Origin of the sequence: Streptomyces mutomycini (assembly GCF_001700505.1) — a bacterium.
GTDB lineage: Bacteria > Actinomycetota > Actinomycetes > Streptomycetales > Streptomycetaceae > Streptomyces > Streptomyces mutomycini.
In genome coordinates, this window is sequence record NZ_MAPV01000250.1 from 1 (window position 1) to 21,127 (window position 21,127).

The 21,127-nt window shown below is 69.5% G+C and carries 22 protein-coding genes; 7 read left to right on the top strand and 15 right to left on the bottom strand.

Annotated features, from left to right (window positions below; all coding sequences use genetic code 11):
- The coding region (locus tag BFF76_RS28420; RefSeq protein ID WP_065849356.1) for a TetR/AcrR family transcriptional regulator at positions 1-580 on the top strand (580 nt) is incomplete at its 5' end.
- Between the two features lie 4 nt (positions 581-584).
- On the opposite strand, the gene pdxH is transcribed toward BFF76_RS28420, so the two are convergent.
- Entirely contained in the window at positions 585-1,217 is a 633-nt protein-coding gene (pdxH, locus tag BFF76_RS28425; protein WP_031093150.1) for a pyridoxamine 5'-phosphate oxidase, read from the bottom strand.
- 257 nt (positions 1,218-1,474) lie between these two features.
- Between pdxH and BFF76_RS28430 the strand changes: the two genes are divergently transcribed.
- Complete coding sequence (locus tag BFF76_RS28430) at positions 1,475-2,584, top strand: citrate synthase 2 (RefSeq protein WP_031093151.1); 1,110 nt, start codon at positions 1,475-1,477, stop codon at positions 2,582-2,584.
- A gap of 192 nt (positions 2,585-2,776) precedes the next feature.
- Here BFF76_RS28430 and BFF76_RS28435 read toward each other — a convergent pair whose 3' ends face one another.
- Entirely contained in the window at positions 2,777-3,763 is a 987-nt protein-coding gene (locus tag BFF76_RS28435; protein WP_065849357.1) for a peptidoglycan-binding domain-containing protein, read from the bottom strand.
- A 282-nt stretch (positions 3,764-4,045) separates the two neighbouring features.
- On the opposite strand from BFF76_RS28435, the gene BFF76_RS28440 reads away from it, so the two are divergent.
- The gene (locus BFF76_RS28440; RefSeq protein WP_065849358.1) at positions 4,046-4,534 is read left to right on the top strand and encodes a hypothetical protein; all 489 of its coding nucleotides are present in this window, start codon (positions 4,046-4,048) and stop codon (positions 4,532-4,534) included.
- Between the two features lie 292 nt (positions 4,535-4,826).
- Here BFF76_RS28440 and BFF76_RS28445 read toward each other — a convergent pair whose 3' ends face one another.
- Complete coding sequence (locus tag BFF76_RS28445; RefSeq protein WP_053930577.1) at positions 4,827-5,141, bottom strand: hypothetical protein; 315 nt, start codon at positions 5,139-5,141, stop codon at positions 4,827-4,829.
- 415 nt (positions 5,142-5,556) lie between these two features.
- Between BFF76_RS28445 and BFF76_RS28455 the strand changes: the two genes are divergently transcribed.
- Entirely contained in the window at positions 5,557-6,381 is an 825-nt protein-coding gene (locus tag BFF76_RS28455) for a helix-turn-helix domain-containing protein (protein WP_031093160.1), read from the top strand.
- Positions 6,368-6,592, top strand: coding sequence for a DUF397 domain-containing protein (locus BFF76_RS28460; RefSeq protein WP_031093161.1), 225 nt, complete (start codon positions 6,368-6,370; stop codon positions 6,590-6,592). The genes BFF76_RS28455 and BFF76_RS28460 overlap by 14 nt, the downstream gene beginning before the upstream one ends.
- 7 nt (positions 6,593-6,599) lie before the next feature.
- Here BFF76_RS28460 and BFF76_RS28465 read toward each other — a convergent pair whose 3' ends face one another.
- Both BFF76_RS28465 and BFF76_RS32525 read right to left on the bottom strand, forming a co-directional pair.
- On the bottom strand, positions 6,600-7,343 hold the full coding sequence (locus BFF76_RS28465) for an HNH endonuclease family protein (RefSeq protein ID WP_065849359.1): 744 nt from the start codon (positions 7,341-7,343) through the stop codon (positions 6,600-6,602).
- Positions 7,340-8,728, bottom strand: a complete 1,389-nt coding sequence (locus tag BFF76_RS32525) for an AAA family ATPase (protein WP_031093163.1) — start codon at positions 8,726-8,728, stop codon at positions 7,340-7,342. Before BFF76_RS32525 ends, BFF76_RS28465 begins: the two co-directional genes overlap by 4 nt.
- Positions 8,729-8,763: 35 nt before the next feature.
- Between BFF76_RS32525 and BFF76_RS34510 the strand changes: the two genes are divergently transcribed.
- On the top strand, positions 8,764-8,889 hold the full coding sequence (locus BFF76_RS34510) for a hypothetical protein (RefSeq protein ID WP_275935686.1): 126 nt from the start codon (positions 8,764-8,766) through the stop codon (positions 8,887-8,889).
- 602 nt (positions 8,890-9,491) lie between these two features.
- Positions 9,492-10,478 (top strand): MarR family transcriptional regulator, encoded by a 987-nt coding sequence (locus BFF76_RS28475; protein ID WP_244167361.1) that lies wholly within the window; start codon positions 9,492-9,494, stop codon positions 10,476-10,478.
- A gap of 53 nt (positions 10,479-10,531) precedes the next feature.
- Here the strand turns inward: BFF76_RS28475 and BFF76_RS28480 are convergent, their stop codons facing one another.
- From BFF76_RS28480 to BFF76_RS28525, 10 genes are all read right to left on the bottom strand, one after another.
- Positions 10,532-11,281, bottom strand: a complete 750-nt coding sequence (locus BFF76_RS28480; RefSeq protein WP_065849361.1) for an ATP-binding cassette domain-containing protein — start codon at positions 11,279-11,281, stop codon at positions 10,532-10,534.
- Positions 11,278-11,853, bottom strand: coding sequence for a hypothetical protein (locus tag BFF76_RS28485; protein WP_244167362.1), 576 nt, complete (start codon positions 11,851-11,853; stop codon positions 11,278-11,280). Before BFF76_RS28485 ends, BFF76_RS28480 begins: the two co-directional genes overlap by 4 nt.
- Before the next feature lie 8 nt (positions 11,854-11,861).
- A complete protein-coding gene (locus BFF76_RS28490) occupies positions 11,862-13,151 on the bottom strand; it encodes a hypothetical protein (protein WP_065849363.1) in 1,290 nt (429 codons plus the stop codon).
- A 59-nt stretch (positions 13,152-13,210) separates the two neighbouring features.
- Positions 13,211-13,600 carry a hypothetical protein gene (locus BFF76_RS28495; RefSeq protein WP_141695685.1) on the bottom strand — a complete coding sequence of 130 codons (390 nt, stop codon included), beginning with the start codon at positions 13,598-13,600 and terminating at the stop codon, positions 13,211-13,213.
- A gap of 255 nt (positions 13,601-13,855) precedes the next feature.
- Positions 13,856-14,434 carry a TetR/AcrR family transcriptional regulator gene (locus tag BFF76_RS28500; RefSeq protein ID WP_065849365.1) on the bottom strand — a complete coding sequence of 193 codons (579 nt, stop codon included), beginning with the start codon at positions 14,432-14,434 and terminating at the stop codon, positions 13,856-13,858.
- Positions 14,422-15,165 carry an enoyl-CoA hydratase family protein gene (locus tag BFF76_RS28505; RefSeq protein WP_065849366.1) on the bottom strand — a complete coding sequence of 248 codons (744 nt, stop codon included), beginning with the start codon at positions 15,163-15,165 and terminating at the stop codon, positions 14,422-14,424. Before BFF76_RS28505 ends, BFF76_RS28500 begins: the two co-directional genes overlap by 13 nt.
- On the bottom strand, positions 15,162-16,739 hold the full coding sequence (locus BFF76_RS28510) for a 4-coumarate--CoA ligase family protein (RefSeq protein WP_065849367.1): 1,578 nt from the start codon (positions 16,737-16,739) through the stop codon (positions 15,162-15,164). Before BFF76_RS28510 ends, BFF76_RS28505 begins: the two co-directional genes overlap by 4 nt.
- An 82-nt stretch (positions 16,740-16,821) precedes the next feature.
- Complete coding sequence (locus BFF76_RS28515) at positions 16,822-17,985, bottom strand: acyl-CoA dehydrogenase family protein (protein WP_031093178.1); 1,164 nt, start codon at positions 17,983-17,985, stop codon at positions 16,822-16,824.
- Positions 17,982-20,018 (bottom strand): acetyl/propionyl/methylcrotonyl-CoA carboxylase subunit alpha, encoded by a 2,037-nt coding sequence (locus tag BFF76_RS28520; protein ID WP_065849368.1) that lies wholly within the window; start codon positions 20,016-20,018, stop codon positions 17,982-17,984. Before BFF76_RS28520 ends, BFF76_RS28515 begins: the two co-directional genes overlap by 4 nt.
- Positions 20,019-20,026: 8 nt before the next feature.
- Positions 20,027-21,127, bottom strand: a 1,101-nt coding sequence (locus tag BFF76_RS28525; RefSeq protein ID WP_065849369.1) for an acyl-CoA carboxylase subunit beta, incomplete at its 5' end; no start/stop codon positions are given.

A 21,127-nucleotide genomic window follows, 5' to 3' on the forward strand; every position in this document is an offset into this window, starting at 1 on the left:
CCCCCGCCGCGGCCCCCGTCGCGACCCGGACGCCCATGAGGCGGTCCTGGCGGCCACGCGGGAGCTGGTGGCCGAGCTCGGCTACAGGGGCGTGACGATGGACCGCATCGCCTCACGGGCAGGGGTGGCCCGGATGACGGTCTACCGCTGGTGGCCGAACAAGGCGGCGGTGATCACCGAGGCGGTCGCGGACCGGCTGGCCCCCGGACCGGCCCCCGACACGGGCGACGTACGCGAGGACGCGCTGCTCTGGCTGCGGAGCCTGGTGTCGACCCTCACCCTGCTCGGCGACCCCAGCGTGGTCACGGGCGCCCTGACCGAGCGCGGGGAGGCCGGACGGGCCGAGCTGCGGGACCTCCTCAAGGCCCACGCCGAACCCGCCGCGCAACTCCTGCGGAACAGCGTGGCGCGGGGCGGGCTGCCGCAGGGACTGCCGCTGGACGCGATCGTGGACAGCTGGATCGGTTACGTCGTCTACCGGACGGTGTTCCTGGGCCAGGAGATCACCGGGCCCGACCTCCTGGACCTCGTACGCCTCCTGCCGCCGCCCCCCGGACCGTCCGCGGGGGAGGCGGGCTGACGGCTCACGGGCAGAGGCGCTCCACGCGCCAGCCGGCGTCCGGGCTCTCCCGGACGTACCGCAGCCGGTCGTGCAGCCGGTTCTCGTGGCCCTGCCAGAACTCGATCGCCTCGGGCACGACGCGGAAGCCTCCCCACTGCGGCGGCGCGGGGACCTTCTCGCCCTCCGGGTAGCGGGCCGCGAGCTCCTCGTAGCGGTCGACCAGCTCCTGCCGGGAGCCGATGACGGTGGACTGGTCGCTCGCCCAGGCACCCAGCTGGGAGCCGTGCGGGCGGGTACGGAAGTACGCCACCGTCTCGTCGCGTCCGACACGGGCCGCGGTTCCGGTCACGATGACCTGGCGGGCGAGCGGGTGCCAGGGGAAGAGGAGCGAGACGTACGGATTCGCCGTCAGCTCGCGGCCCTTGCGGGAGCCGTAGTTGGTGAAGAACACGAAGCCGCGCTCGTCGTAGTGCTTCAGCAGCACCGTCCGGGAGGACGGGCGGCCCCGCGAGTCGGCCGTGGACACCACCATCGCGTTCGGCTCGTGGAGCGCGCCGCCCCCTGCGACCTGGCGGAACCACCGGGCGAACTGGGCCATGGGGTCCGCGGCGAGATCCTTCTCGGTGAAGTCCTCGGAGCGGTACTGCTCGCGCATCACGGCGGGATCGGTGGTGCAATCGGATGACGGGACGCGAGAGGAGGCGGAAGCGGAGGACGGAGTGGCATCTGCTGTGGGCACGGGGCCATCCTGCCGCAGCGGACCGGTTTCCCCGCGGGGAGGGGCGCGGTCGCCGGCCCGCGAGCCGGGAGGCTGTGCCGGACGTCACCCTTCCCCGCGTCGTGGTAACCCGCCAGTATCGTGCACGGGCCTTCGTGGCCCGCACACAGCCGCCGAGTCGAGGGAGCCGCCCGATGTCCGACTTCGTACCCGGACTTGAAGGAGTCGTCGCGTTCGAGACGGAGATCGCCGAACCCGACAAGGAGGGCGGCTCGCTCCGTTACCGCGGCGTCGACATCGAGGACCTCGTCGGCCATGTGTCGTTCGGCAACGTCTGGGGTCTGCTGGTGGACGGGGCGTTCAACCCCGGGCTCCCGCCCGCCGAACCGTTCCCGATCCCCGTGCACTCCGGTGACATCCGGGTCGACGTGCAGTCGGCGCTCGCCATGCTGGCACCGGTGTGGGGCCTGAAACCACTGCTGGACATCGACGAGGAGACCGCGCGCAACGACCTGGCGCGGGCGGCCGTGATGGCCCTGTCGTACGTCGCCCAGTCGGCCCGCGGCCAGGGCCTGCCGATGGTCCCGCAGAGCGAGATCGACAAGGCGGAGTCCGTGGTCGAGCGGTTCATGATCCGCTGGCGCGGCGAGCCGGACCCGAAGCACGTCAAGGCCGTCGACGCGTACTGGACGTCGGCCGCCGAACACGGCATGAACGCCTCGACGTTCACCGCCCGCGTCATCGCGTCCACGGGCGCCGACGTCTCGGCGGCGCTCTCCGGTGCGGTGGGCGCCATGTCGGGCCCCCTGCACGGCGGCGCCCCGTCCCGGGTCCTCGGCATGATCGAGGAGATCGAGCGGACCGGCGACGCCTCGGCGTACGTGAAGCAGGCGCTGGACAAGGGCGAGCGCCTGATGGGCTTCGGCCACCGCGTCTACCGCGCCGAGGACCCCCGGGCCCGCGTCCTGCGCCGCACGGCCCGCGAGCTGGCCGCCCCGCGCTTCGAGGTGGCGGAGGCACTGGAGAAGGCGGCCCTGGAGGAGCTCCACGCCCGCCGCCCGGACCGCGTCCTGGCGACGAACGTCGAGTTCTGGGCGGCGATCGTGCTGGACTTCGCGGAGGTCCCGGCGCACATGTTCACGTCGATGTTCAGCTGCGCCCGAACGGCGGGCTGGTCGGCGCACATCCTGGAGCAGAAGCGGACCGGACGCCTGGTGCGCCCCTCGGCGACGTACGTCGGCCCGGGCTCGCGCGACCCGCGGGAGATCGAGGGGTTCGACCAGCTCGCGGATCTGGGGAACTGAACGGCCCAGGACACCATGGGCGCATTGGGATGGAATGCCCGGGTCTCCTATGCACGGTCACCGGTCTGCGTGACGCCTGAAACCGGGCGGCTCGCACGGATGTACAGCACCGCTGGCACCCGGGCCCGCCGTGGCCGGCGCGGACCTGGGGAACCGGCCCCGGGGTCACCGGGGCCGGGACGTGGAGCGGTCTCAGCCGTGCAGCCTCTCGTGCTGGGCATTCATGACGGTCTGCCAGAGAAGTGGGTCCACCGGCCCGGTGGCGGGCAGCCCGTGCTCGGCGCGGAAGATGCGCAGGGTGTCCGTCATGTCCGTGGTGAAGGTTCCGGTGACGGCAGTCGGGTGTCCGGCGCCGGTGAGGAGCGCCTGGAGGGCGGTCACCGCGGGCCCGCTGCCGCCCTCCTTCACCGGCATCACGAGGCGGGGCCATGTCAGGGGGCCGACTCTGCCGTCCGGAACCAGACCCCTGTCGCCCTGGAAGGTTTTGATCTGGCTCTCGGTCACCGCATCAACGGTGCCCGTCACCTCGACCCGGTATCCCCTGGCCTCGAGCAGGTACTGGACGGTTCTGGCCTCCCAGAGCACGTCACCGAGGCGGACCACGGGCCAGGACGGCGGACCGCCGGCGGATGCCGCCGCGGTGACCGGCGCTGCCGGAGGACGTAACCACTTCTCGGTGACGACGACGGTTGCGGCGACGGCCAGTACGACCGCGACCACCCCGAGGAACCAGGGCCACGACGACGGTGCGCCGTACGAGTGCGCCCGGGAGGGCGGGGGTTCGGCCAAGTCCGCAGGACAGGCGGCCTGCGGTGGTGGCTCAGTCGCGGGGAGGCCGTGGACGGCCCGTCCGGGGACCACTGGACCGTCCGCCCTGCCGGGACGACCGGCTTCCTGAGCCCGTCCGGAAAGCCGCAGGGCCTCTTCCAGGGAGGCGGGGGCCGCTCCGAGGGCGGCGTGCAGCACTCTCACCACGTGCGGCGGCGCGGTGGCGGGCCGGGCGGGGTTGAGATAGCGGGACATCGTCGCCTGATTGACGCCTGCCCGCCGGGCCAGCACAGTCTGCGTGGGAGGGGTCCCCGGAGCCTGTTCCCACCAGGACCGCAGCAGAAGGCTGAGCTCCGCGCCGGGCGTGGTGGGGGCCGGGACCTCCTCCGGGACGAGCTGCCGACTGTCCAATTCACTCCCCTAAAAATCGCACATATCCGCTGGTCAGACCCATGCGCACGGCATGGCATACACGCATGGTCGCCATTCGGATGCAGATGGTAGCGGACCACGGGGTGGCCCAGGCAGGGTGGTGATCCGGCGGACGGCACTGTCCCCCGCCGCCCCCTCCCCCGTCCGGACCGGTGGCCGACCCATCACCGTGGCGCCGTTCCCGGGTGCGGGGCACTCACTCGTCCGCCTGGCCGGCATAAGCCGTCGGCGGACCCCCCGAAAGAAGGACGCATCGTGCGCATGCCCCACTTCAGGACTCTCCTCGTCGCCTCTCTGGCGGCCCCGCTCCTCCTCACCGCGGGTGTCGCCGAGAGCGCCCCCGCCAAGTACACGCACGCGGCGGCAGCCAAGCAGTTCCGCGCCGCCGGCGTCTCCTGGTCGTCCAGCGGCAATTGCTCGGACTGGAACAAGGGGACATGCACGTCGTTCACCAACATCAACCGGACGACCGTGGCCGGTGCCATCGCCTTCAAGAAGGCGAGCCGCTGCGCCGTCGTCATCACCGGCGGCACGGAGAGGGGCCACAGCTCGGGCACGTACAGCCACCGCAACGGCTACAAGGTCGACATGTCCGTGAAGCAGCCCTGTCTGGACAACTGGATCAAGGGCCACTACAAGGCCGCAGGCAAGCGCAGTGACGGCGCGCGCCTCTACAAGTCCCCGAACGGCAACGTCTACGCCCGCGAGGGCAGCCACTGGGACGCGACGTACTACAACGGCAAGGCCTGACCTGCCGGCCCCGGACCGGCGCGGCGGAACGCCGGCAGGGGCCTGCTGACCGCAGCGTGACCCCGCGGGAGCCCGGGACGTGGTCCGGTCCACGTCCCCGGCTCCCGGCCACGGGCGGACGCCGCCGCCTCGGCTCGCAGTCGTGATGGCGACGAACTACGAGGGTGGCTGTGAAGGCGTCGGACTGGTGTGCGCTCGGGCCTGGGAACGGGCAAGGAGGCAGCCCCCTCCCCGCTGTGACGTACGAGCGTGATCGGTCGGATCAGCATTTGCGCACGGCATCGACGGCCGATCACCTCTCAGCCGGATCGTCGACGCCCGGCCCGTCACCCAGCCTTCGGCCTCGGCTCTCGGCCACGCGCCGTACGTCGCCCAGCGATTCGGCCAGGCGGCACGCGAGGTAGTGCACCTGGGCGCCGGTCGACCGGTGGTCGGCCAGCAGGTCCGCCGCGTGGCCGAGCAGTTCCCCGGCCATGGACAGCTGGGCACTCTCCACCCGGTCCGCGATCCGCGACACCGTGCCCGCGCCGTCCCCGAGGAGATAGCAGGGCTTGCCGCCCGTCGTCGTCCACGGGAGCAGCCGCGCTTCCCCGGAGCTCGTCCTCACGCCGCCGCCTCCCGTCCACACGGGATGACCACGAGTGCACGCCGCCGCCTCAGCTCCGCGAGCCTGTGGGCTTCCCGCTCCCTCTCGTACGCCACGTAGTACGGGCGCACCAGCGGGCTGTCCTCGCCGCGTGGCGGCCGTTCACCGGTGCAGCGCAACGTGATCCCGTGGGGGCGAGTGCACGGGCTCGGGCGGCGCCTCGGTCCCGGCACCGGCCTTCTCATCAGCAGCTCGAAGATCCGGGTGATGCGGTGCCTCATGGCTTCCTGCTTCCTGCGGGTTTCGTGGTCACGCCACACGAAGGAGCGAATGACTGCGCTCCGTGCTCAACTCTTCACAGGGTGAGGTCGTCGCTCGCTACGCTGCCAGGGGTTCGCGCTTGACAGCGCGCCTGTCATCCCGAGGAGTTGGTCGCATGGCGCCGCACCACAGGCCGCGCACGGCACGAGCGAAGTACGGCGAGGAACTGAGGCTCAGGCGCACGACGGCCGGGCTGACCCAGGAGGCGCTGAGCGAGCAGATCGTGTGCTCGCCCACGCTCATCAGCCACTTCGAGGCAGGTCGCCGCCTGCCGAACCCGGATGACGCGCAGCGGATCGACCGGGCGCTGGCCACGGACGGGTTCTTCGCACGGTGGCTGGAGGACCTGGACACGAAGTTCGTCGACCACTTCGCGGCCGTGGCCGAGCTGGAACAGCAGGCGATCGAGATCCGGCAGTTCGCCCCCGCCCTCGTTCCCGGGCTCCTCCAGACCGAGAGTTACGCCCGTGCGCTGTTCTCCGCATACAGGCCGAACCACCAGCCTGCAGAACTTGACAGAGACGTCGTCATCCGAACAGAGCGTGCTCAGATCCTTGACGGACCGTTGAAGCCGGTTGTCTGGACGCTCCTCGACGAAGCCGTGCTCCGCCGTGAGGTGGGAGGACCTCAGGTCATGGCGGAGCAACTGGAAAAGATCGCGGATATGGCCGCCTCCGGCCGTCTTCGGCTGCATGTATTGCCGTTCGGAGCAGGTGCGTACGCGCTCCAGGAGGGGTTGCTTACGCTCATGAGCTTCCAGGACTCCGCGCCCGTGGCGTATGTCGAAGGCTTCCTCTCGGGAAATCTTCTGGATGATCCCTCACTGGTGAGCGCCAGCCAAACCGCTTACGCTCTTGCGCTGAGTGACGCGATGTCGCGCCGAGAATCATTGGCCGTCGTCCGGGCGGCAGCGGAGGATCACACACATGGGCAGCACTGAGCACACCATCTCCGACTCATCCACTCTCGCTGGGTGGCACAAGTCCCGCTACAGCGGCGGCAGTCAGGGCGAGTGTCTTGAAGTGGCCCGCGGTTACGACACTGTCCCCGTGCGAGACAGCAAGGTCCCCCACGGACCGGCCGTGATCGCTTCCGCAGCAAGCTGGTCGGCCTTCGTCACCGCCGTCAAGGACGGCGCGCTGAAGGCCTGACAACGGCTCAGCCGAGAAACCCGGCGCGCAGGGCCGGATCACGAAGCAGGTCCAGCACCTCGTCCTCGCCGCTGAACAGCAGCTCGGCGGCGGGGTGAACCGCCTGGTGAAACATCGACGCCAGCACGTCGGCCAGCGGTCTGTCCCACGCGATGCGGACCGTGTCGCGTGCCCTGTCCGTCTGCCCCTTGTCAGCCGCCGCGCGCCACTTCTCCAAGAAAAGCGCCGCGGTGCTGTAGGCGTCGTGGCGCCCCTTCACCAGTGCCCCACGGGCGTTGAGCCCGAAGACATCGATGCTGGTACCGCCTTGCGGAGTCAGTCCTCTGTACAGGCCGGTTCCGAGGACCAGGTGAAGGTGGTCCAAGGGCTCCTGGATCGTCGGGTCGATGAGGAGCGGGCGCCCCGCCTCATCGCGGGGGAACACGTGGCGCTTGTGGTGACTGTTGCAGACGGCGCAGGCCAGCAGGTGGTTCTTCCACTCGAAGGCCCGTAAGGGCGCCACGGACAACGGCTCGAAGTGGTCGATGTCCGAGCCCTGATTGTCGCCGCAGTACATGCAGCGCTCGTGGCCCGGAGCCATGTCTCCCAGCGTGGCGAAGAGGGCCGGGTGGACATGCCGGCGCACCGTCGTGTGCGTCCACAGGTAGCGCGCCTTGTCCGACTGCTTCTCGGACCCCCTGATCTCCTTGGTATGGCCGCCCATACGCGTCACGGTGTCCTGGGGCAGATCCAGGCGTTGCAGCCGGATCATCGTGAGGGGTCCTCCGGCTCGTCATCGGCCAGGTCCTTGAGCCGGGCCGACATCTCGTCCAGCCGAGCCGTCGGTGAACTGGTGAGCAGCCGCTTGAGCTCTCTGTACCGGTCGGCCGTCTCCGCGTCGACCTGGCCGCGCAGCAAGTCCATTTCCAAGGCCACCAGTTCGCCCCGTTTACGCTCGGCCTGCTCGGAGTAGGGCGTGTCCAACCCGAAGAGTTCAGAGAGGACGGCGTCATCGCCACTGCCGTAGATCACACGTTCAAACTGCTCTTCCGCCACGATTCGGGGCGCTGTGTCCTCGTTGGCACCTGGCAGCAGGATCAAACCGCCGGGATCGGCCGACTGACAGATGTAGGGGCTGTGGGTAGTGACGATGAACTGAATGTTAGGGAAATGTGACGTCAGCCACGGGCCGATGCGACGCTGCCAGGAAACGTGGAGATGAGCGTCGATCTCATCAATGAGAAGAACCCCGGGCACCTGGCTGAACAGCAGTTCCCCATCCGAAGCCAACCAGTCGATATGCCCGTAAGCCATGTCGATCTGCTGGAGAATGTCCACAACCAGTGCCGCACCAGCGCGGAACCCGTCGCTCATCTCCCGAAGCGGAAACCGAATCCCCTCGCGTTCGACCCACAACCCTTCGGAGTCGACATCGTCAATCCGATAGCCGTCCGGGAGAAGCCCGTCTCGAAGAATCGAGAGTGCGGCCAGCTTGAGCTGTTCAGCCCCCGGCCGTCCTTCGAGTGCCCGGAGGTGGAGACCGACCAGCCACGAGATGCCATCGGTCAACCCAGCGTTCTCCTGAAACAGGTGCACGTGTCGGGCCACTGGCCCAAACGCGTGGGGGAGGAGATCCATGTCAGCAGTCCCTACCAGTTGGCGAAACGGGCCGTAGGACGCACAGAACCAACCCAGGGGATTGTCTTCCCAGGGGCCTCTTCTGGCCTCGTGATTCCAGCTTCCTTCTTTGCCGGTCTCCGCTACTGATGGAACTCCCACCCTGTACCTGAGCCCACTGGCCGAAACCTGCTCAGGTGGAATGGCCCATGTGAGGCCGGCGGTCAACGTGCGGCTTCCTGGATGCCCGTCCGTGAACAAGTCATACGGTTTCTCGTAGGAGACCTCCACCTGAACTCGGCCTTCTGCAGCTCCCGCCGTCACCCAGTTCTCGAAGCCGGGCATCAGACTCCGTGCCACACCCGGCCCACCGAGTGCGAGCGCGATCGCTTGCAGCAGGGTCGTCTTCCCGGCACCGTTGCGCCCCGCCAGGACCGTCCACCCGGCGTGGGTGCCGTCCGGGCGGGTCAGGCGCAGGTCGACCTGGCGCGGACCGTTGAACGACTTGATGTCCTGGACGGAAACCCGGCTGACGTACATGGGGACGGTGTCCGTTCGGTCGGTGGTGGCGGGCGGTGCTGGAAGGAGTCTCCTATTTCCACCTCGGCGTCGGCCGGGATTTCGCCGCCGAGGGCCTCGGCGATGGCCGCGAACTCGCTGAGTGCCGCTTGGAGGTCCTGGACGATCTCCTGGGGCGATGACCTCGGGCGCCAGGAGACTGTCCGTGTCGTCCAGGGCCGGGTCCTTCATCCAGGTGATGTGGAGGTTGACCTTGTCGCGGGGTTCCAGTTCATCGTAGGTGAACACCTTGAAACGGCCGTTCGGGGCTTCGGACGCTACCCGCTCGGAGCCGGGGCGGTCGGAGCCGTACGCCTCGAGCTTTGCGGGCCCTCGTCGCACTCCGCCGGTGTGCGGCCCTCCCCGCTGTTCACGTTCTCGGTCCCAAAGCGCAGGGTTCGTCTGAAGCTCGGGGCTCGGATCTCGGGACCCGAGCCCCGGGAAGGGTTGGTTCGCTCTTCCGGGTGTACGTGGGGGACGTCGCTCCCGAAGCTTGAGCTTCGAGAGCCGGGCGCCGAGATGCGGGCTCCGAGACCCGAGCGCCTTCTTTGCAACCGGTAGGGAAAAGAAGGTTGGGGAAACCTCCCCCACCTCCCCTACCCGTCACGGCCAGCAAGTATGACTAATCGTGAGCGGCTTGCGGCGAAGCGTGACGAGTGCTTACGGTGCGACCAAACGAACGACCCCGACGCGGTGTTAGCAGCACCGGCCGGGGTCTCACCCCAAGATCGAAACGAGCGATCCCGTGGCTACCAAGCAGCCTAGTCCGGCCCCCTCCACCCCCGCACTCTCCCGCCCGTACCCGATGGCCAATCCCGGTTACGGCAAGCGGTCCGTGCCGGGCCAACCCGCCGCACGAGCAGACGACTTCGCGCTCCTGCCCGCCCGCGAGCGGTACGTCGCCGGGTTCATCGACCACCTCCCAGACGGCGCCGCCATGGACGTGAAGAGCCTGGCCAAGCAACTGCCGCTCTACGGCCAGCAGGCGGTCGGCTCGGCGCTCAAGGCCCTGTCCGTGGCCGGGTACCTGCGACGCGTGCGGTGCCTGGTCGGTGAGGGCGAGCAGGTCCGCTGGGTCTTCCGGACGTTCTGGTCCCGTACAGCCCGCGACAACGAATGGTGGGGTTCCCACCTCGCCGCCGGGGAGCGTGAGACGGCCCCGGTCGTCGCCGCACCAGCGGCGCCGCCGTCCTGGATCCCGGTGGAGGAACCGCCCGCGACGCCCGCCGTGCCGCAGCAGCGGACTCCGGAGCCAGCACCGACTCCGGCCGACGCCCCTTCGCCCGCCTATCTGGCCCTGGCGCAGCTCGGGCGCACCGACCCGCGTCTGGCCCTGTCCGCCGCCGACTGCGCGGTGCTGGAGGCGCGGGCCGCCGAATGGCTGGCCCGGGGCGTGACCACCGACTACCTGACCCAGGCCCTCACCGCCGGGCTACCCCCGCAGGTCGGCTCACCGGTCGGGTTCGTACGCCGCCGCCTCGACGACAAGATCCCGCCGCGCGTTACCCCGGCCGTGGTGCCGCCGGCGTCGGGCGGCCCCGTTCACCGCACGATGATGGAGTGCACCAAGTGTGGTGTACCCGGGCGCCCGGAAGCCCTCCCCGATGGTCTCTGCCGCTCCTGCGGCCTGCCCGATCCGTCGGCGCCCGTGGACCTTCCCGTCAGCGGTCTCGCCGAGTCCGAGGTCCACGCCCGCGCGGGCCACGTCCGGGAGTTGCTCAGGTCCCGCTGAGCCAAGACGCGCCCGCGTAGCGAGGCTCGACACGCTCCACCACGTTCTGCCGCTCACCGCGAACCGTCCAGGCCCATGAGGGCGGTGTACGCCGACTCCGCCCGCCGCCCAGGGGCGGCCTCGGAGCGGGCGTGATCGAGGAAACTTTTGGTCCCGCCGTGGTGGCGCACCCTCCCGGACGCCATGAGGGTGACGGTGTCGGCCGCGTCGGCCAGATCGATCACGTCGTGGGTCGACATCAGCACCGGGACGCTCGCCGCGATCTCTCCCAGGACATCACGGAACACGGAACGCTGATGAGGGTCGAGCCCTGCTGTTGGTTCGTCCAGCAGGATGACGCGGGCATCATGGGCCAGGGCACAAGCGATGCCGACACGCCGGAGTTGTCCCCCGGAGAGACTGGCCGTCTTCTGCCCGGACTGTTCGGCGAGGCCGACCTGTTCAAGGGCGACGCCGGCTCGCGCCCACGCGTCGGCGCGATTCTCGCCCTTGAGCCAGGCCATGTACGCGACGTACTCGCGCGCGCTCAGTTGCGGCGACGTGGGTACCCGTTGGGGCAGCCAGGCCACGTGACGGCGGAACTCACGGGTCTCGGAGGTGACATTCGAGTCGCTGAACAGGACTCTGCCTGCTGTCGGCTCGACCGTCCCCGCGAGAAGGGACAGCGTCGTGGACTTTCCGGCTCCATTGGGGCCGAGCAAGATCGTCAGACCTTGGGCGGGCACCTCGTAGGTGAATTGGGAGAGGACAGGACGCTGTCTGCGGCGATAGGTGAATGTGACGCGGTCGAGCAGGAGAGTCATCGGTCGGTCCTTGGCACGAGGCAGATGAGGAGAACAAGCCCCGTCAGGAAGACGAGGGTGGCGCCCGTCGCGGCGTGGGCGACATCGGCCTTCTCGGTGACGATGACCCAGGGATAAGGGTCGTTGATGTGTCTGCCCCCGGTGAACATGGCGAGGATCATCCAGAACACAGGCACAAGGACTGCTCGGTGTCTGAGCAGAGGCCAGCTTCCGAGGGTGAGACCGCAGAAGAGCAGATTATTGCGGGCGGCCGTCCACATCGCGTCCGAGTCCAACGGGGACATGGCTCCCGCCGCCGCGCTGGCCAGGAGGGCGAAGCCCGTCACCAGGGCGATGTCCATCACGTCGAGCCGGCGCACAGCGGATCGCTCCATGCCGGGCAGGCGTCTTTCGAGACATGCCACGAGTGCGACAGAAGGCACCAGGCAGAAGAAGTTGCTCAGTTCGGTCGGTATGGGATGGCCGCCCAGGAACACGGGGAGAACGAGGACGAGATTCGACGTGAGCGCGATGCTCAGGATGAAGGCGAACAGTGCGCAGGGCAGCAGGTCGAGGGCACCTCGTTGACGCAACCACCAGATCATCCCGTCCGGCCGCCCTCGCAGGAGAGCCGGAGCTGCTCGACGTACCAAGTCTGCTGTTCGCTCAGCGGAAGGCTGCTCACCCTGTCCATCTCTGCGAGGAGCTGTTCCTTGCTGTCCCCGGTCCGGAATGACTGCGATTCGCGGGTGAGCCAGGCGAGGTAGTCATCTGCTACCCCCATGGTCCGGGCGGCCCAAAGGGTGCCGTAGTGCAAGGTGTTCCAGTCCGGGTTCTTGCAGGGCATTCCCACGACGGCTATTGCCACGTCCTCCCAGGAGACGCCGTCCGAGCTCCCGGCTGCAAGGTCGAGCGTCCACTCCTTTCCCGCAGTATCCGGCCGTCGAGTACTGGACACGGTGATGTCGGTGATACGAGTGGGGATCTCCGCAATGATTGCTTTGGCCCGCAGTTTCGTTGTCATGCCGGAAAGCGCGGTCTGCATGCCTTCGAGATCTCCGGAACCTACGGCAGGCATGCACACCTCCGGTACGCCGCCCTCACAGCTGACCGGTGCCAGTCCATTGGCGGCAGGAGCGAACGAGGTCCACTCCCGAGTGATGCCGTAGGCACCGAGCAGGCCACTGCCCGCGATCACGAGGGATACCGCGACAGCACCGACGCGGAGACGCCGAGGACCGATGGCCACGATGAGGGCGAGGGCAAGACAGACCGTCGGCAGAACGGCAGCGATCGTCATGGGGAGGGAGTAGGCCTCACCGAAGGCCATCAGGCCGACAGCCCCGGTCACATGGTGCGCCCACCAACTACTGGTACCCAAGGGGTAACTGATTCCGATGAACACAGCCAGGGATACGAGCGGCGCGGAGTACAACGCGTGGAGGCGTCGCCCGATAAGGAATCCAATAGCCGCGTGTGCGGTGAGAAGGACCAGAACCATGCCGAACAGATGAAGCACGTACACGTCGGGCGCGACTCCGACGATCAGCAGTGTGCCCGCCGTGATGCCGGCAATCAGGGTCGCCGAAGTGAGCACGACGACAAGGATCGGCTGAACAGCAACGCGCAGGGCGGAACGTGCGGGGCCCATCTCCCACACGCCGAGAGCCCGTAGCCGTGTCGCCTCCACCGCAGCCAGCCCGGCAGCGGCGGCGGCGGCCAGTGGAACGGGAGCGTGTATGGCATAGGACACGGCCTCGGCCGGCCAGGGAAGTGAAGCGAAATGGCTTATCCTCCCCTTGGTCGTGAAGAAGACGTAGGCAAAGAAGAGTCCGGTCACCGGTAGAGCCAGCACAGCGGCGTGGGTGCGTAGTGCGGTGAAGAAGCGCATGGGCCCTCAAGAAAGTACAGGGCGGGCCGCCGCGCAGGATGCACAGCGGCCCGTCGAAATCAGTCGGCCTGAGTCGTGTCCACGACGATCTTCCGGACAGTTATCACGCAGCTGAGGCACGGAGCATCTGTCTCGAAGTAATACGTGCCGTAAGGAAGGCCGGACTGTGTGTCGGCGCTGACGGCGTCCGTACCATTGAAACAGTTGGTGAACCTGAATTTGTCACGCTGGATGTCTGTGCCCAACGTCACCAACTGCCAGCGCTCGACCTGAATCCACCTGTCCGTCGACGAGGTGTGGCAGTCCTTGAACTTGATTTCGTTATAGGATTCGTCGACCCATTCTCGCGACATGTCGTTGTCGCCCCACACGGTGGTCGCATCCGTCTCCCACGAAGCCCAGGCAGCCGGGCTGGTGGCGAACGTCATTGCCGCAGCAGTCGCCATCACGACTCCGACGTTGCGCAAAGTGTCTTGCGAACAAAGAAAAAACCTCCCGCCCATTCGGTTGACGAGGCCCCCCCCTCGAAGTGAAAACCGAACGGCTGGGTGACTTTAGCACTGGCACCAGTCGGGGATGCCCCAGCCGGCTCACCAACTCACAGCGTATTGAGACTGATTGGGAGATTTGGCCGCGAAGGCGTTCGTACGGCTGACATGTGCCGACCGGTTCGCCGGGCCGCGCGCCTCCGACCCCACCACACCTCAGCCCAGCGCTTCGTCCAGCAGCCGCGCCCACTGGGCCACGACCCGGCGGCGTCTGGCCGTGTCGTCGGTCAGTACGTTGGCGAGGCCCAGGCCACGGGCCATGTCGAGCAGTCCCTGGACCGTCTCGCGCACGCCGGGGCGGGTCTCGTCGGCTCGGAGGAGTTCGACGGCGATCCGGTGGGTCTCGCGGCCCACGCGGGCTTCAAGTTCAGTGACGCGGGGCCTCAGTTGGGCTTCGTTGGAGGCGGCGACCCAGAGCTGGAGCGCGGCGCGGAAGAGCGGGCCGGTGTAGAGGTCGACCAGGGCGGCGACCACCGCCGTGCGGCCCTGCACGGGGAGGGCCCGCAGGGCGGCGGAACGTTCCTCGGCGACGTACTCGACGGCGCCGGTGAACAGGTCCTCGCGGGTCGGGAAGTGGTGCTGGGCTGCACCCCGTGAGACCCCCGCGTGTTCGGCGACGACCGTGACCGTGGAGCCTGCCCAGCCGTGTTCGGCGAGGCAGGCCACCGCGGACTCCAGGAGCCGCTGCCGGGTGGCGCGGCTCCTGTCCTGCTTCGGGGTCGTCACAGCACCCATGCGGGATCCCGTCGTTCCAGGAAGGCCGTCATCCCCTCCCGTGCCTCGTCGGAGGCGAAGAGCGCTGCCGAGCGGGCGATGAGGTCTTCGGCGTGACTGTCGAAAGTCCTCAGCACACTAGCCGTGACCAGCCCCTTCGACGCCGCCAGCCCCTTGGGTGACGCCCTGCGGAGTCCGTCGAGTACCGGTACGAGTGCCTTGTCAACGTCGTCGGCGGATTCGGCGGCGAGGCTCACGAGACCGATACGGACGGCTTCCGCAGCGTCGAAGCGTTCCCCGGTGAGGTAGTAGCGGGATGCCGCACGGGGGTCGAGGCGGGGCAGCAGGGGCAGGGAGATGACGGCGGGGGCGAGACCCAGGCGGGACTCGGTGAGGGCGAAGGTGGCGTCCGGTCCCGCCGCCGAGATGTCACACGCCCCGAGGAGCCCCAGGCCGCCGGCCCTGACGTGGCCGGTGACGCGGGCCACGACGGGCTTGGGCAGGGCGACGATCGACCGCATCAGACCGACGAAGGCCGCCGGTTCGGGGGGTGCGGTCAGGTCGGCGCCCGCGCAGAAGGTGTTGCCGGTGTGTGTGAGGACGACGGCCCGCACGGAGGCGTCACCCGCGCAGCCGGCCAGGGCTTCGGACAGCTCGCCGACCAGGCCCGCCGAGAGCGCGTTGCGATTGGCGGGCGAATCGAGGGTGAGGGTGGTGATGCCCCGGTCATGGGTCTGGGGTGCGAGGTTCATTGCCGCTTCTCCCGGTCGCGCAGCTCGCGCCGCAGGATCTTGCCGGACACCGCACGCGGTACGGCCTCGATGAACTCCACCGCTCTGACCTTCTTGTACGGGGAGACGCGCTCGGCGACATACGCGATGACGTCGTCCTCCGTGAGGTCCCCTGCCACTGCCTGCCGGACGACGTACGCCTTGGGGACCTCGTTGCAGTCGGCGTCCTCGACCCCGATGACGGCGGCGTCGGCGATCCCCGCGTGGGTCAGCAGGAGCGCCTCCAGATCGGCGGGGGCGACCTGGTAGCCCTTGTACTTGATGAGTTCCTTGACCCGGTCGACGACGTACAGCCAGCCGTCGGCGTCGACCCGGCCCACGTCCCCGGTGTGCAGCCAGCCGTCCTCGTCGATCATGGCCGCGGTGGCGTCGGGGCGGCCGAGGTAGCCCTTCATCACCTGCGGGCCGCGGATGAGGATCTCGCCGGGGGTGCCGGAGCCGACGTCGATGCCGGGGTCGGTCAGCGAGACGATCCGCATCTCCGTACCGGGCAGCAGCTTCCCGACCGCGCCCGGCGGCGGGTTCTCCGCGTCGAGGGGCACGACATGGGTGCCGGGCGAGAGCTCCGTCATCCCGTAGGCCTGCCGTACGGCGGGCAGTCCGAGCCGGGTGGAGCAGGCCGCGGCGAGCTCGGCGTCCAGGGGTGCGGCCGCGCTGACGATGTACTCCAGCGACGAGAGGTCGTAGTCGCCGACGAGCGGGTGCTTGGCGAGGGCCAGGACGATGGGCGGCGCGACGTACAGACCGGTGATGCGGTGGGTCTGCACCGTCTCGAGGAACTGGGCGAGGTCGAAGCGGGGCAGCACGATGACCGTGGCCCCGTAACGCAGCGGCGCGTTCATGAGGGCGGTGAGCCCGTAAATGTGGAAAAAGGGAAGAACCGCCAGGATGCGGTCGCGTTCTCCGAGGGGAACGAAGGGCCGCAGCTGCTCCAGGTTGGTGGCGATGGAGCGGTGGGTGAGCATGACGCCCTTGGGCATGCCGGTGGTCCCCGAGGAGTACGGGAGTACGGCGACGTCCTCGGCAGGGTCGAAGGCGATGTCCGGTTCGGGGGCCGTGGAGCCCAGCATGTCGAGTACGGAGGTGTGGCCCTCGGCCTGGTCGCAGACGTAGATCTGCTCGATGCCGCCCGCCAGTTCGGCCGCCCGGCGGGCGACGTCGAGGAGCGGGGAGACGGTGACGATCCAGCGGGCGGCCGAGTCCTCCAGCTGTTTCGCGAACTCCTCGGCGGTGGACAGCGGGTGGATCGTGGTCACGGTGGCGCCGGCCCGGGTCGCGCCGTAGAAGACCGGCGGATAGGCGATCGTGTTCGGGCTGTGCAGGGCGAGCACATCGCCCTTGCGCAGGCCGGCCGCGGCGAGGAACGCGGCGATACGGCGGTGGAAGGTGTCGAGCTGGGCGTAGGTGACGGTCATCCCGTTGGTGCCGTCGATCAGGGCGGGCGTGTCACCGAAGTCCGTCGCGTTCCCGAGAACGGCTTCGTGGATGGGTCTTTCGAGGGGCTGGACGTCTGCGTACTCGCTGTGGAACACCATGGCGGTCCCCTTCGACGCGGGTGGAGAGCCAGAATCACCCCTGCCGGGGCGGATGGGGAGACCCTGGACGTGACCGAAGACGTCAGTACGACTTCGGGAGGCCCAGGGTCTGGTGGGAGACGTAGTTGAGGATCATTTCCCTGCTGACGGGTGCGATACGGGAGACACGCGCGGCCGTGATCAGGGAGGCGAGCCCGTATTCGCGGGTGAGGCCGTTGCCGCCGAGGGTGTGGACGGCCTGGTCGACGGCCCTCACACAGGCTTCGGCCGCGGCGTACTTCGCCATGTTGGCGGCCTCGCCCGCACCGATGTCGTCGCCGTCGTCGCAGAGTTTCGCGGCCTTCTGCATCATCAGGCGGGAGAGCTCCAGCTCGATGTGCGCCTGGGCGAGGGGGTGCGCGATGGCCTGGTGGGCGCCGATGGGCGCGCCCTTCCAGACGGTGCGGGTCTTCGCGTATTCCACGGCGCGTTCGACCGCGTAGCGGCCCATGCCGATGGAGAAGGCGGCGCCCATGATGCGTTCCGGGTTGAGTCCGGCGAAGAGCTGGAGCAGGCCCGCCTCCTCGTCGCCGACAAGTGCGTCGGCGGGCAGCCGTACGTCGTCGAGGACCAGCTCGAACTGCTTCTCGGCCGCCTGCAGTTCCATGTCGATCGGGGTGCGTGTGAAGCCGGGGGCGTCACGCGGGACGATGAAGAGGCAGGGCTTGAGGCTGCCGGACTTCGCGTCCTCGGTGCGGCCGACGATCAGTGTGGCGTCGGAGATGTCGACGCCGGATATGAAGACCTTGCGGCCGCTGAGGATCCAGTCCACGCCGTCGCGCCGGGCCGTCGTCGTGATGCGGTGCGAGTTGGAGCCGGCGTCGGGCTCGGTGATGCCGAACGACATGCTCAGGGAGCCGTCGGAGAGGCCGGGGAGCCAGGCCCGTTTCTGCTCCTCGGTGCCGAAGCGGGCGATGACGGTGCCGCAGATCGCCGGGGAGACGACCAGCATGAGGAGGGGGCTCCCGGCGGCGCCGAGCTCCTCCAGGACGATGGAGAGCTCGGCCATGCCGCCGCCCCCGCCGCCGTACTCCTCGGGGAGGTTGACGCCGAGGTAGCCCAGCTTGCCCGCCTCGGCCCACAGCTCGCGGGGGTGCTCGCCCCTGCGGGCCAGGGCGGTGGAGTAGTCGCGGCCGAAACGCCTGCCGAGTGCGGCGACGGCGGCGCGGAGGGCCTTGTGCTCTTCGGTTTCGAGGATGGTGCTCACGGGGTCGTCTCCTCCTGGTGCGCGGGGGCGTGCGCGGATGCGTCGGCGGGGGCGTCCGCGCACGCCTCGGCCGAGGCGTGCGCGGGCGCGTCCTGTACGACGGCGAGCAGAGCGCCGACCTCGACCTGGAGTCCGGGGGCGGCGTGGAGCGCGGTGAGGGTGCCGGAGGCGGGGGCGAGGATACGGTGCTCCATCTTCATCGCCTCCAGCCAGATCAGGGGCTGCCCGGCCTCGACGGCTGCGCCCGGCGCGAGCCCGTCGGCGAGACGCACGACGGTGCCGGGCATGGGGGCGAGCAGGGAACCGGGTTCGGTGCGCTCGGCGGGGTCGGTGAAGCGGGGCAGGGCGGTGAAGGTGTACGAGCCCGACGTGGTGTCCACGTAGGCCCGGTCGCCGTGGGTCGTGACGGTGAAGTGCCGTGTCACACCGCCGGTTTCGAGTGTGACCGCGCCGGGACGTGCGGCGAGGACCCGCTCGCCGGTTTCGGGGGCCGGGGCTCCGTCCCGGCCGGTGCGGTAGGCGATCTCGTACTCGGTGCCGCCGGGCTCGGCGCGGTAGCGCCTGGTCTGCGGCGCGGAGGCCAGGTTGCGCCACGCGCCGAAGCGGGCGGGTCCCGGTCCGCCCGTCGCGGCCGGGGCCGCGCCCGCCGCCGAGGCGAGTGCGGCGGCGGTGGCGGCGAGACGGCGGGCGGAGTCCTCTCCGGGGGTACCGGCTGCTGTCAGTGCGGCCAGGTGCCGGTCGTAGAAACCGGTGTCGAGGCGTCCCGCTGTGAAGTCCGGGTGACGCAGGGAGCTTACGAGCAGCTCCCTGTTGGTGACCGGGCCGTGGATGCGGGCGCGTTCCAGGGCGCGGGCGAGGAGGCGGACGGCCTCGGTGCGGGTGGGGGCGTGGGCGATGACCTTGGCGAGCATCGGGTCGTAGTGCACCCCGATGGTGTCGCCGCCGGTGTATCCGGTGTCGAGACGGATGCCGGGTTCGTCGGGCACCTCGAACAAGAGCAGCGCTCCGGTCTGCGGCTGCCAGTCACGCGCCGGGTCCTCGGCGTACAGCCGGGCCTCGACGGCATGCCCGGACGGCTCCGGGGGCGCGGCGGCGGGCAGGGGCTCGCCCTCCGCGGTCCGCAGCTGGAGGGCGACCAGGTCGAGCCCGAACACCGCCTCCGTGACGGGGTGTTCGACCTGGAGGCGGGTGTTCATCTCCAGGAAGTACGGGCGTCCTTCGGCCGACACGAGGAACTCGACGGTCCCCGCTCCCCGGTAGCCCACCGCCTGCGCCGCGGCGACGGCGGCGTCGCGCAGCCGCCCGCGCAGCCCGTCGTCGAGACCGGGCGCGGGGGCCTCCTCGATCACCTTCTGGTGGCGGCGCTGGAGCGAGCAGTCACGGGTGCCGAGCGCCCACACCGTGCCCTGCCCGTCCGCCATGACCTGGACCTCGACGTGCCGCCCGCGTTCGACGTACGGCTCGGCGAAGACCTCGCCGTCCCCGAAGGCACCGGCCGCCTCGGCGGACGCTGCGGTCACCTCCTGTTGGAGCAGCGACAGTTCCCGGACGATCCGCATCCCGCGCCCGCCGCCGCCCGCCGCCGCCTTCAGCAGCAGAGGCAGATCGGCCGCGGTCGCGGCGGCCGGGTCGACCGGGGCGAGCAGGGGCACGTCGGCGGCTGCCATCAGCTCCTTGGCCCGGGTCTTGGAGGCCATCAGCTCGATGGCCTTGACGGGCGGCCCCACCCAGACGAGCCCGGCGTCCTGCACGGCCCGGGCGAAACCGGCATTCTCCGAGAGGAAGCCGTATCCCGGGTGCACGGCGTCGGCGCCCGCCGCGAGCGCGGCGGCGACGAGGAGGTCACCGCGCAGATACGTATCACCCGGTGCGTACCCCGGCAGGCGTACGGCGGTGTCGGCCTCGCGCACGTGCAGGGCACCGGCATCCGCGTCCGAGTACACCGCGACGGTGGAGATGCCCAGCTCACGGCAGGTGCGGAAGATCCGGCAGGCGATCTCGCCCCGGTTGGCGACAAGCAGTGCGGTGATCATCCGTTACCTCACATCCGGAAGACGCCGAAGCCCCGCGCGCCTTCGACCGGGGCCGTGTGGATCGCTGACAGGCACATCCCGAGGACGGTCCTGGTGTCGCGCGGGTCGATGACCCCGTCGTCGTACAGGCGCCCCGAGAGGAACACCGGCAGCGACTCGGACTCGATCTGCTGTTCCACCATGGCGCGCAGCCCGGCGTCGGCCTCGTCGTCGTAGGGCAGGCCCTTCGCGGCGGAGGAGGCGCGGGCGACGATGGAGAGCACGCCGGCGAGCTGCTGGGGACCCATGACGGCGGACTTGCTGCTTGGCCAGGCGAAGAGGAAGCGGGGGTCGTAGGCCCGGCCGCACATGCCGTAGTGCCCGGCGCCGTAGGACGCGCCCATAAGCACGGAGAGGTGCGGGACCCGGGAGTTCGACACAGCGTTGATCATCATCGCGCCGTGCTTGATGATGCCCCCCTGTTCGTACTCCTTGCCGACCATGTAGCCGGTGGTGTTGTGCAGGAAGAGGAGCGGGATGTCGCGCTGGTTGGCGAGCTGGATGAACTGCGCGGCCTTCTGCGACTCCTCGCTGAACAGCACGCCCTGCGCGTTGGCGAGGATGCCGACGGGATAGCCGTGCAGGCGCGCCCAGCCGGTGACCAGGCTCGTGCCGTAGAGCGGCTTGAAGGCGTCGAAGTCCGATCCGTCGACGAGCCGGCCGATGACCTCGCGTGGGTCGAAGGGGATCTTGAGGTCGCCTGGGACGATCCCGATCAGCTCGTCCTCGTCGTATTTCGGCGGCTCGGCCGGCCCCGGGTCCGGGTGCGCCTTCCGCCAGTTGAGCCGGGCGACGATCCGGCGGGCCTGTCGCAGGGCGTCGTGCTCGTCGAGGGCGTAGTGGTCGGCGAGGCCGGAGGTGCGGGCGTGCATCTCGGCGCCGCCGAGAGACTCGTCGTCGCTCTCCTCGCCGGTGGCCATCTTCACCAGGGGCGGGCCGCCGAGGAAGACCTTGGACCGCTCCTTGATCATCACGGTGTGGTCGGACATGCCGGGGACGTACGCGCCGCCGGCCGTCGAGTTGCCGAACACCACGGCCACGGTGGGGATGCCGGCGGCGCGTACGTCCCC

What these genes read in the sequence shown, in the direction of transcription:
- pdxH (WP_031093150.1), bottom strand. Translation starts at nt 1,217, where the DNA reads ATGCGCGAGCAGTACCGCTCCGAGGACTTCACCGAGAAGGATCTCGCC.
- BFF76_RS28430 (WP_031093151.1), top strand. Translation starts at nt 1,475, where the DNA reads ATGTCCGACTTCGTACCCGGACTTGAAGGAGTCGTCGCGTTCGAGACG.
- BFF76_RS28440 (WP_065849358.1), top strand. Translation starts at nt 4,046, where the DNA reads ATGCCCCACTTCAGGACTCTCCTCGTCGCCTCTCTGGCGGCCCCGCTC.
- BFF76_RS28455 (WP_031093160.1), top strand. Translation starts at nt 5,557, where the DNA reads ATGGCGCCGCACCACAGGCCGCGCACGGCACGAGCGAAGTACGGCGAG.
- BFF76_RS28460 (WP_031093161.1), top strand. Translation starts at nt 6,368, where the DNA reads ATGGGCAGCACTGAGCACACCATCTCCGACTCATCCACTCTCGCTGGG.
- BFF76_RS28465 (WP_065849359.1), bottom strand. Translation starts at nt 7,343, where the DNA reads ATGATCCGGCTGCAACGCCTGGATCTGCCCCAGGACACCGTGACGCGT.
- BFF76_RS32525 (WP_031093163.1), bottom strand. Translation starts at nt 8,728, where the DNA reads ATGTACGTCAGCCGGGTTTCCGTCCAGGACATCAAGTCGTTCAACGGT.
- BFF76_RS28480 (WP_065849361.1), bottom strand. Translation starts at nt 11,281, where the DNA reads ATGACTCTCCTGCTCGACCGCGTCACATTCACCTATCGCCGCAGACAG.
- BFF76_RS28490 (WP_065849363.1), bottom strand. Translation starts at nt 13,151, where the DNA reads ATGCGCTTCTTCACCGCACTACGCACCCACGCCGCTGTGCTGGCTCTA.
- BFF76_RS28500 (WP_065849365.1), bottom strand. Translation starts at nt 14,434, where the DNA reads ATGGGTGCTGTGACGACCCCGAAGCAGGACAGGAGCCGCGCCACCCGG.
- BFF76_RS28505 (WP_065849366.1), bottom strand. Translation starts at nt 15,165, where the DNA reads ATGAACCTCGCACCCCAGACCCATGACCGGGGCATCACCACCCTCACC.
- BFF76_RS28510 (WP_065849367.1), bottom strand. Translation starts at nt 16,739, where the DNA reads ATGGTGTTCCACAGCGAGTACGCAGACGTCCAGCCCCTCGAAAGACCC.
- BFF76_RS28520 (WP_065849368.1), bottom strand. Translation starts at nt 20,018, where the DNA reads ATGATCACCGCACTGCTTGTCGCCAACCGGGGCGAGATCGCCTGCCGG.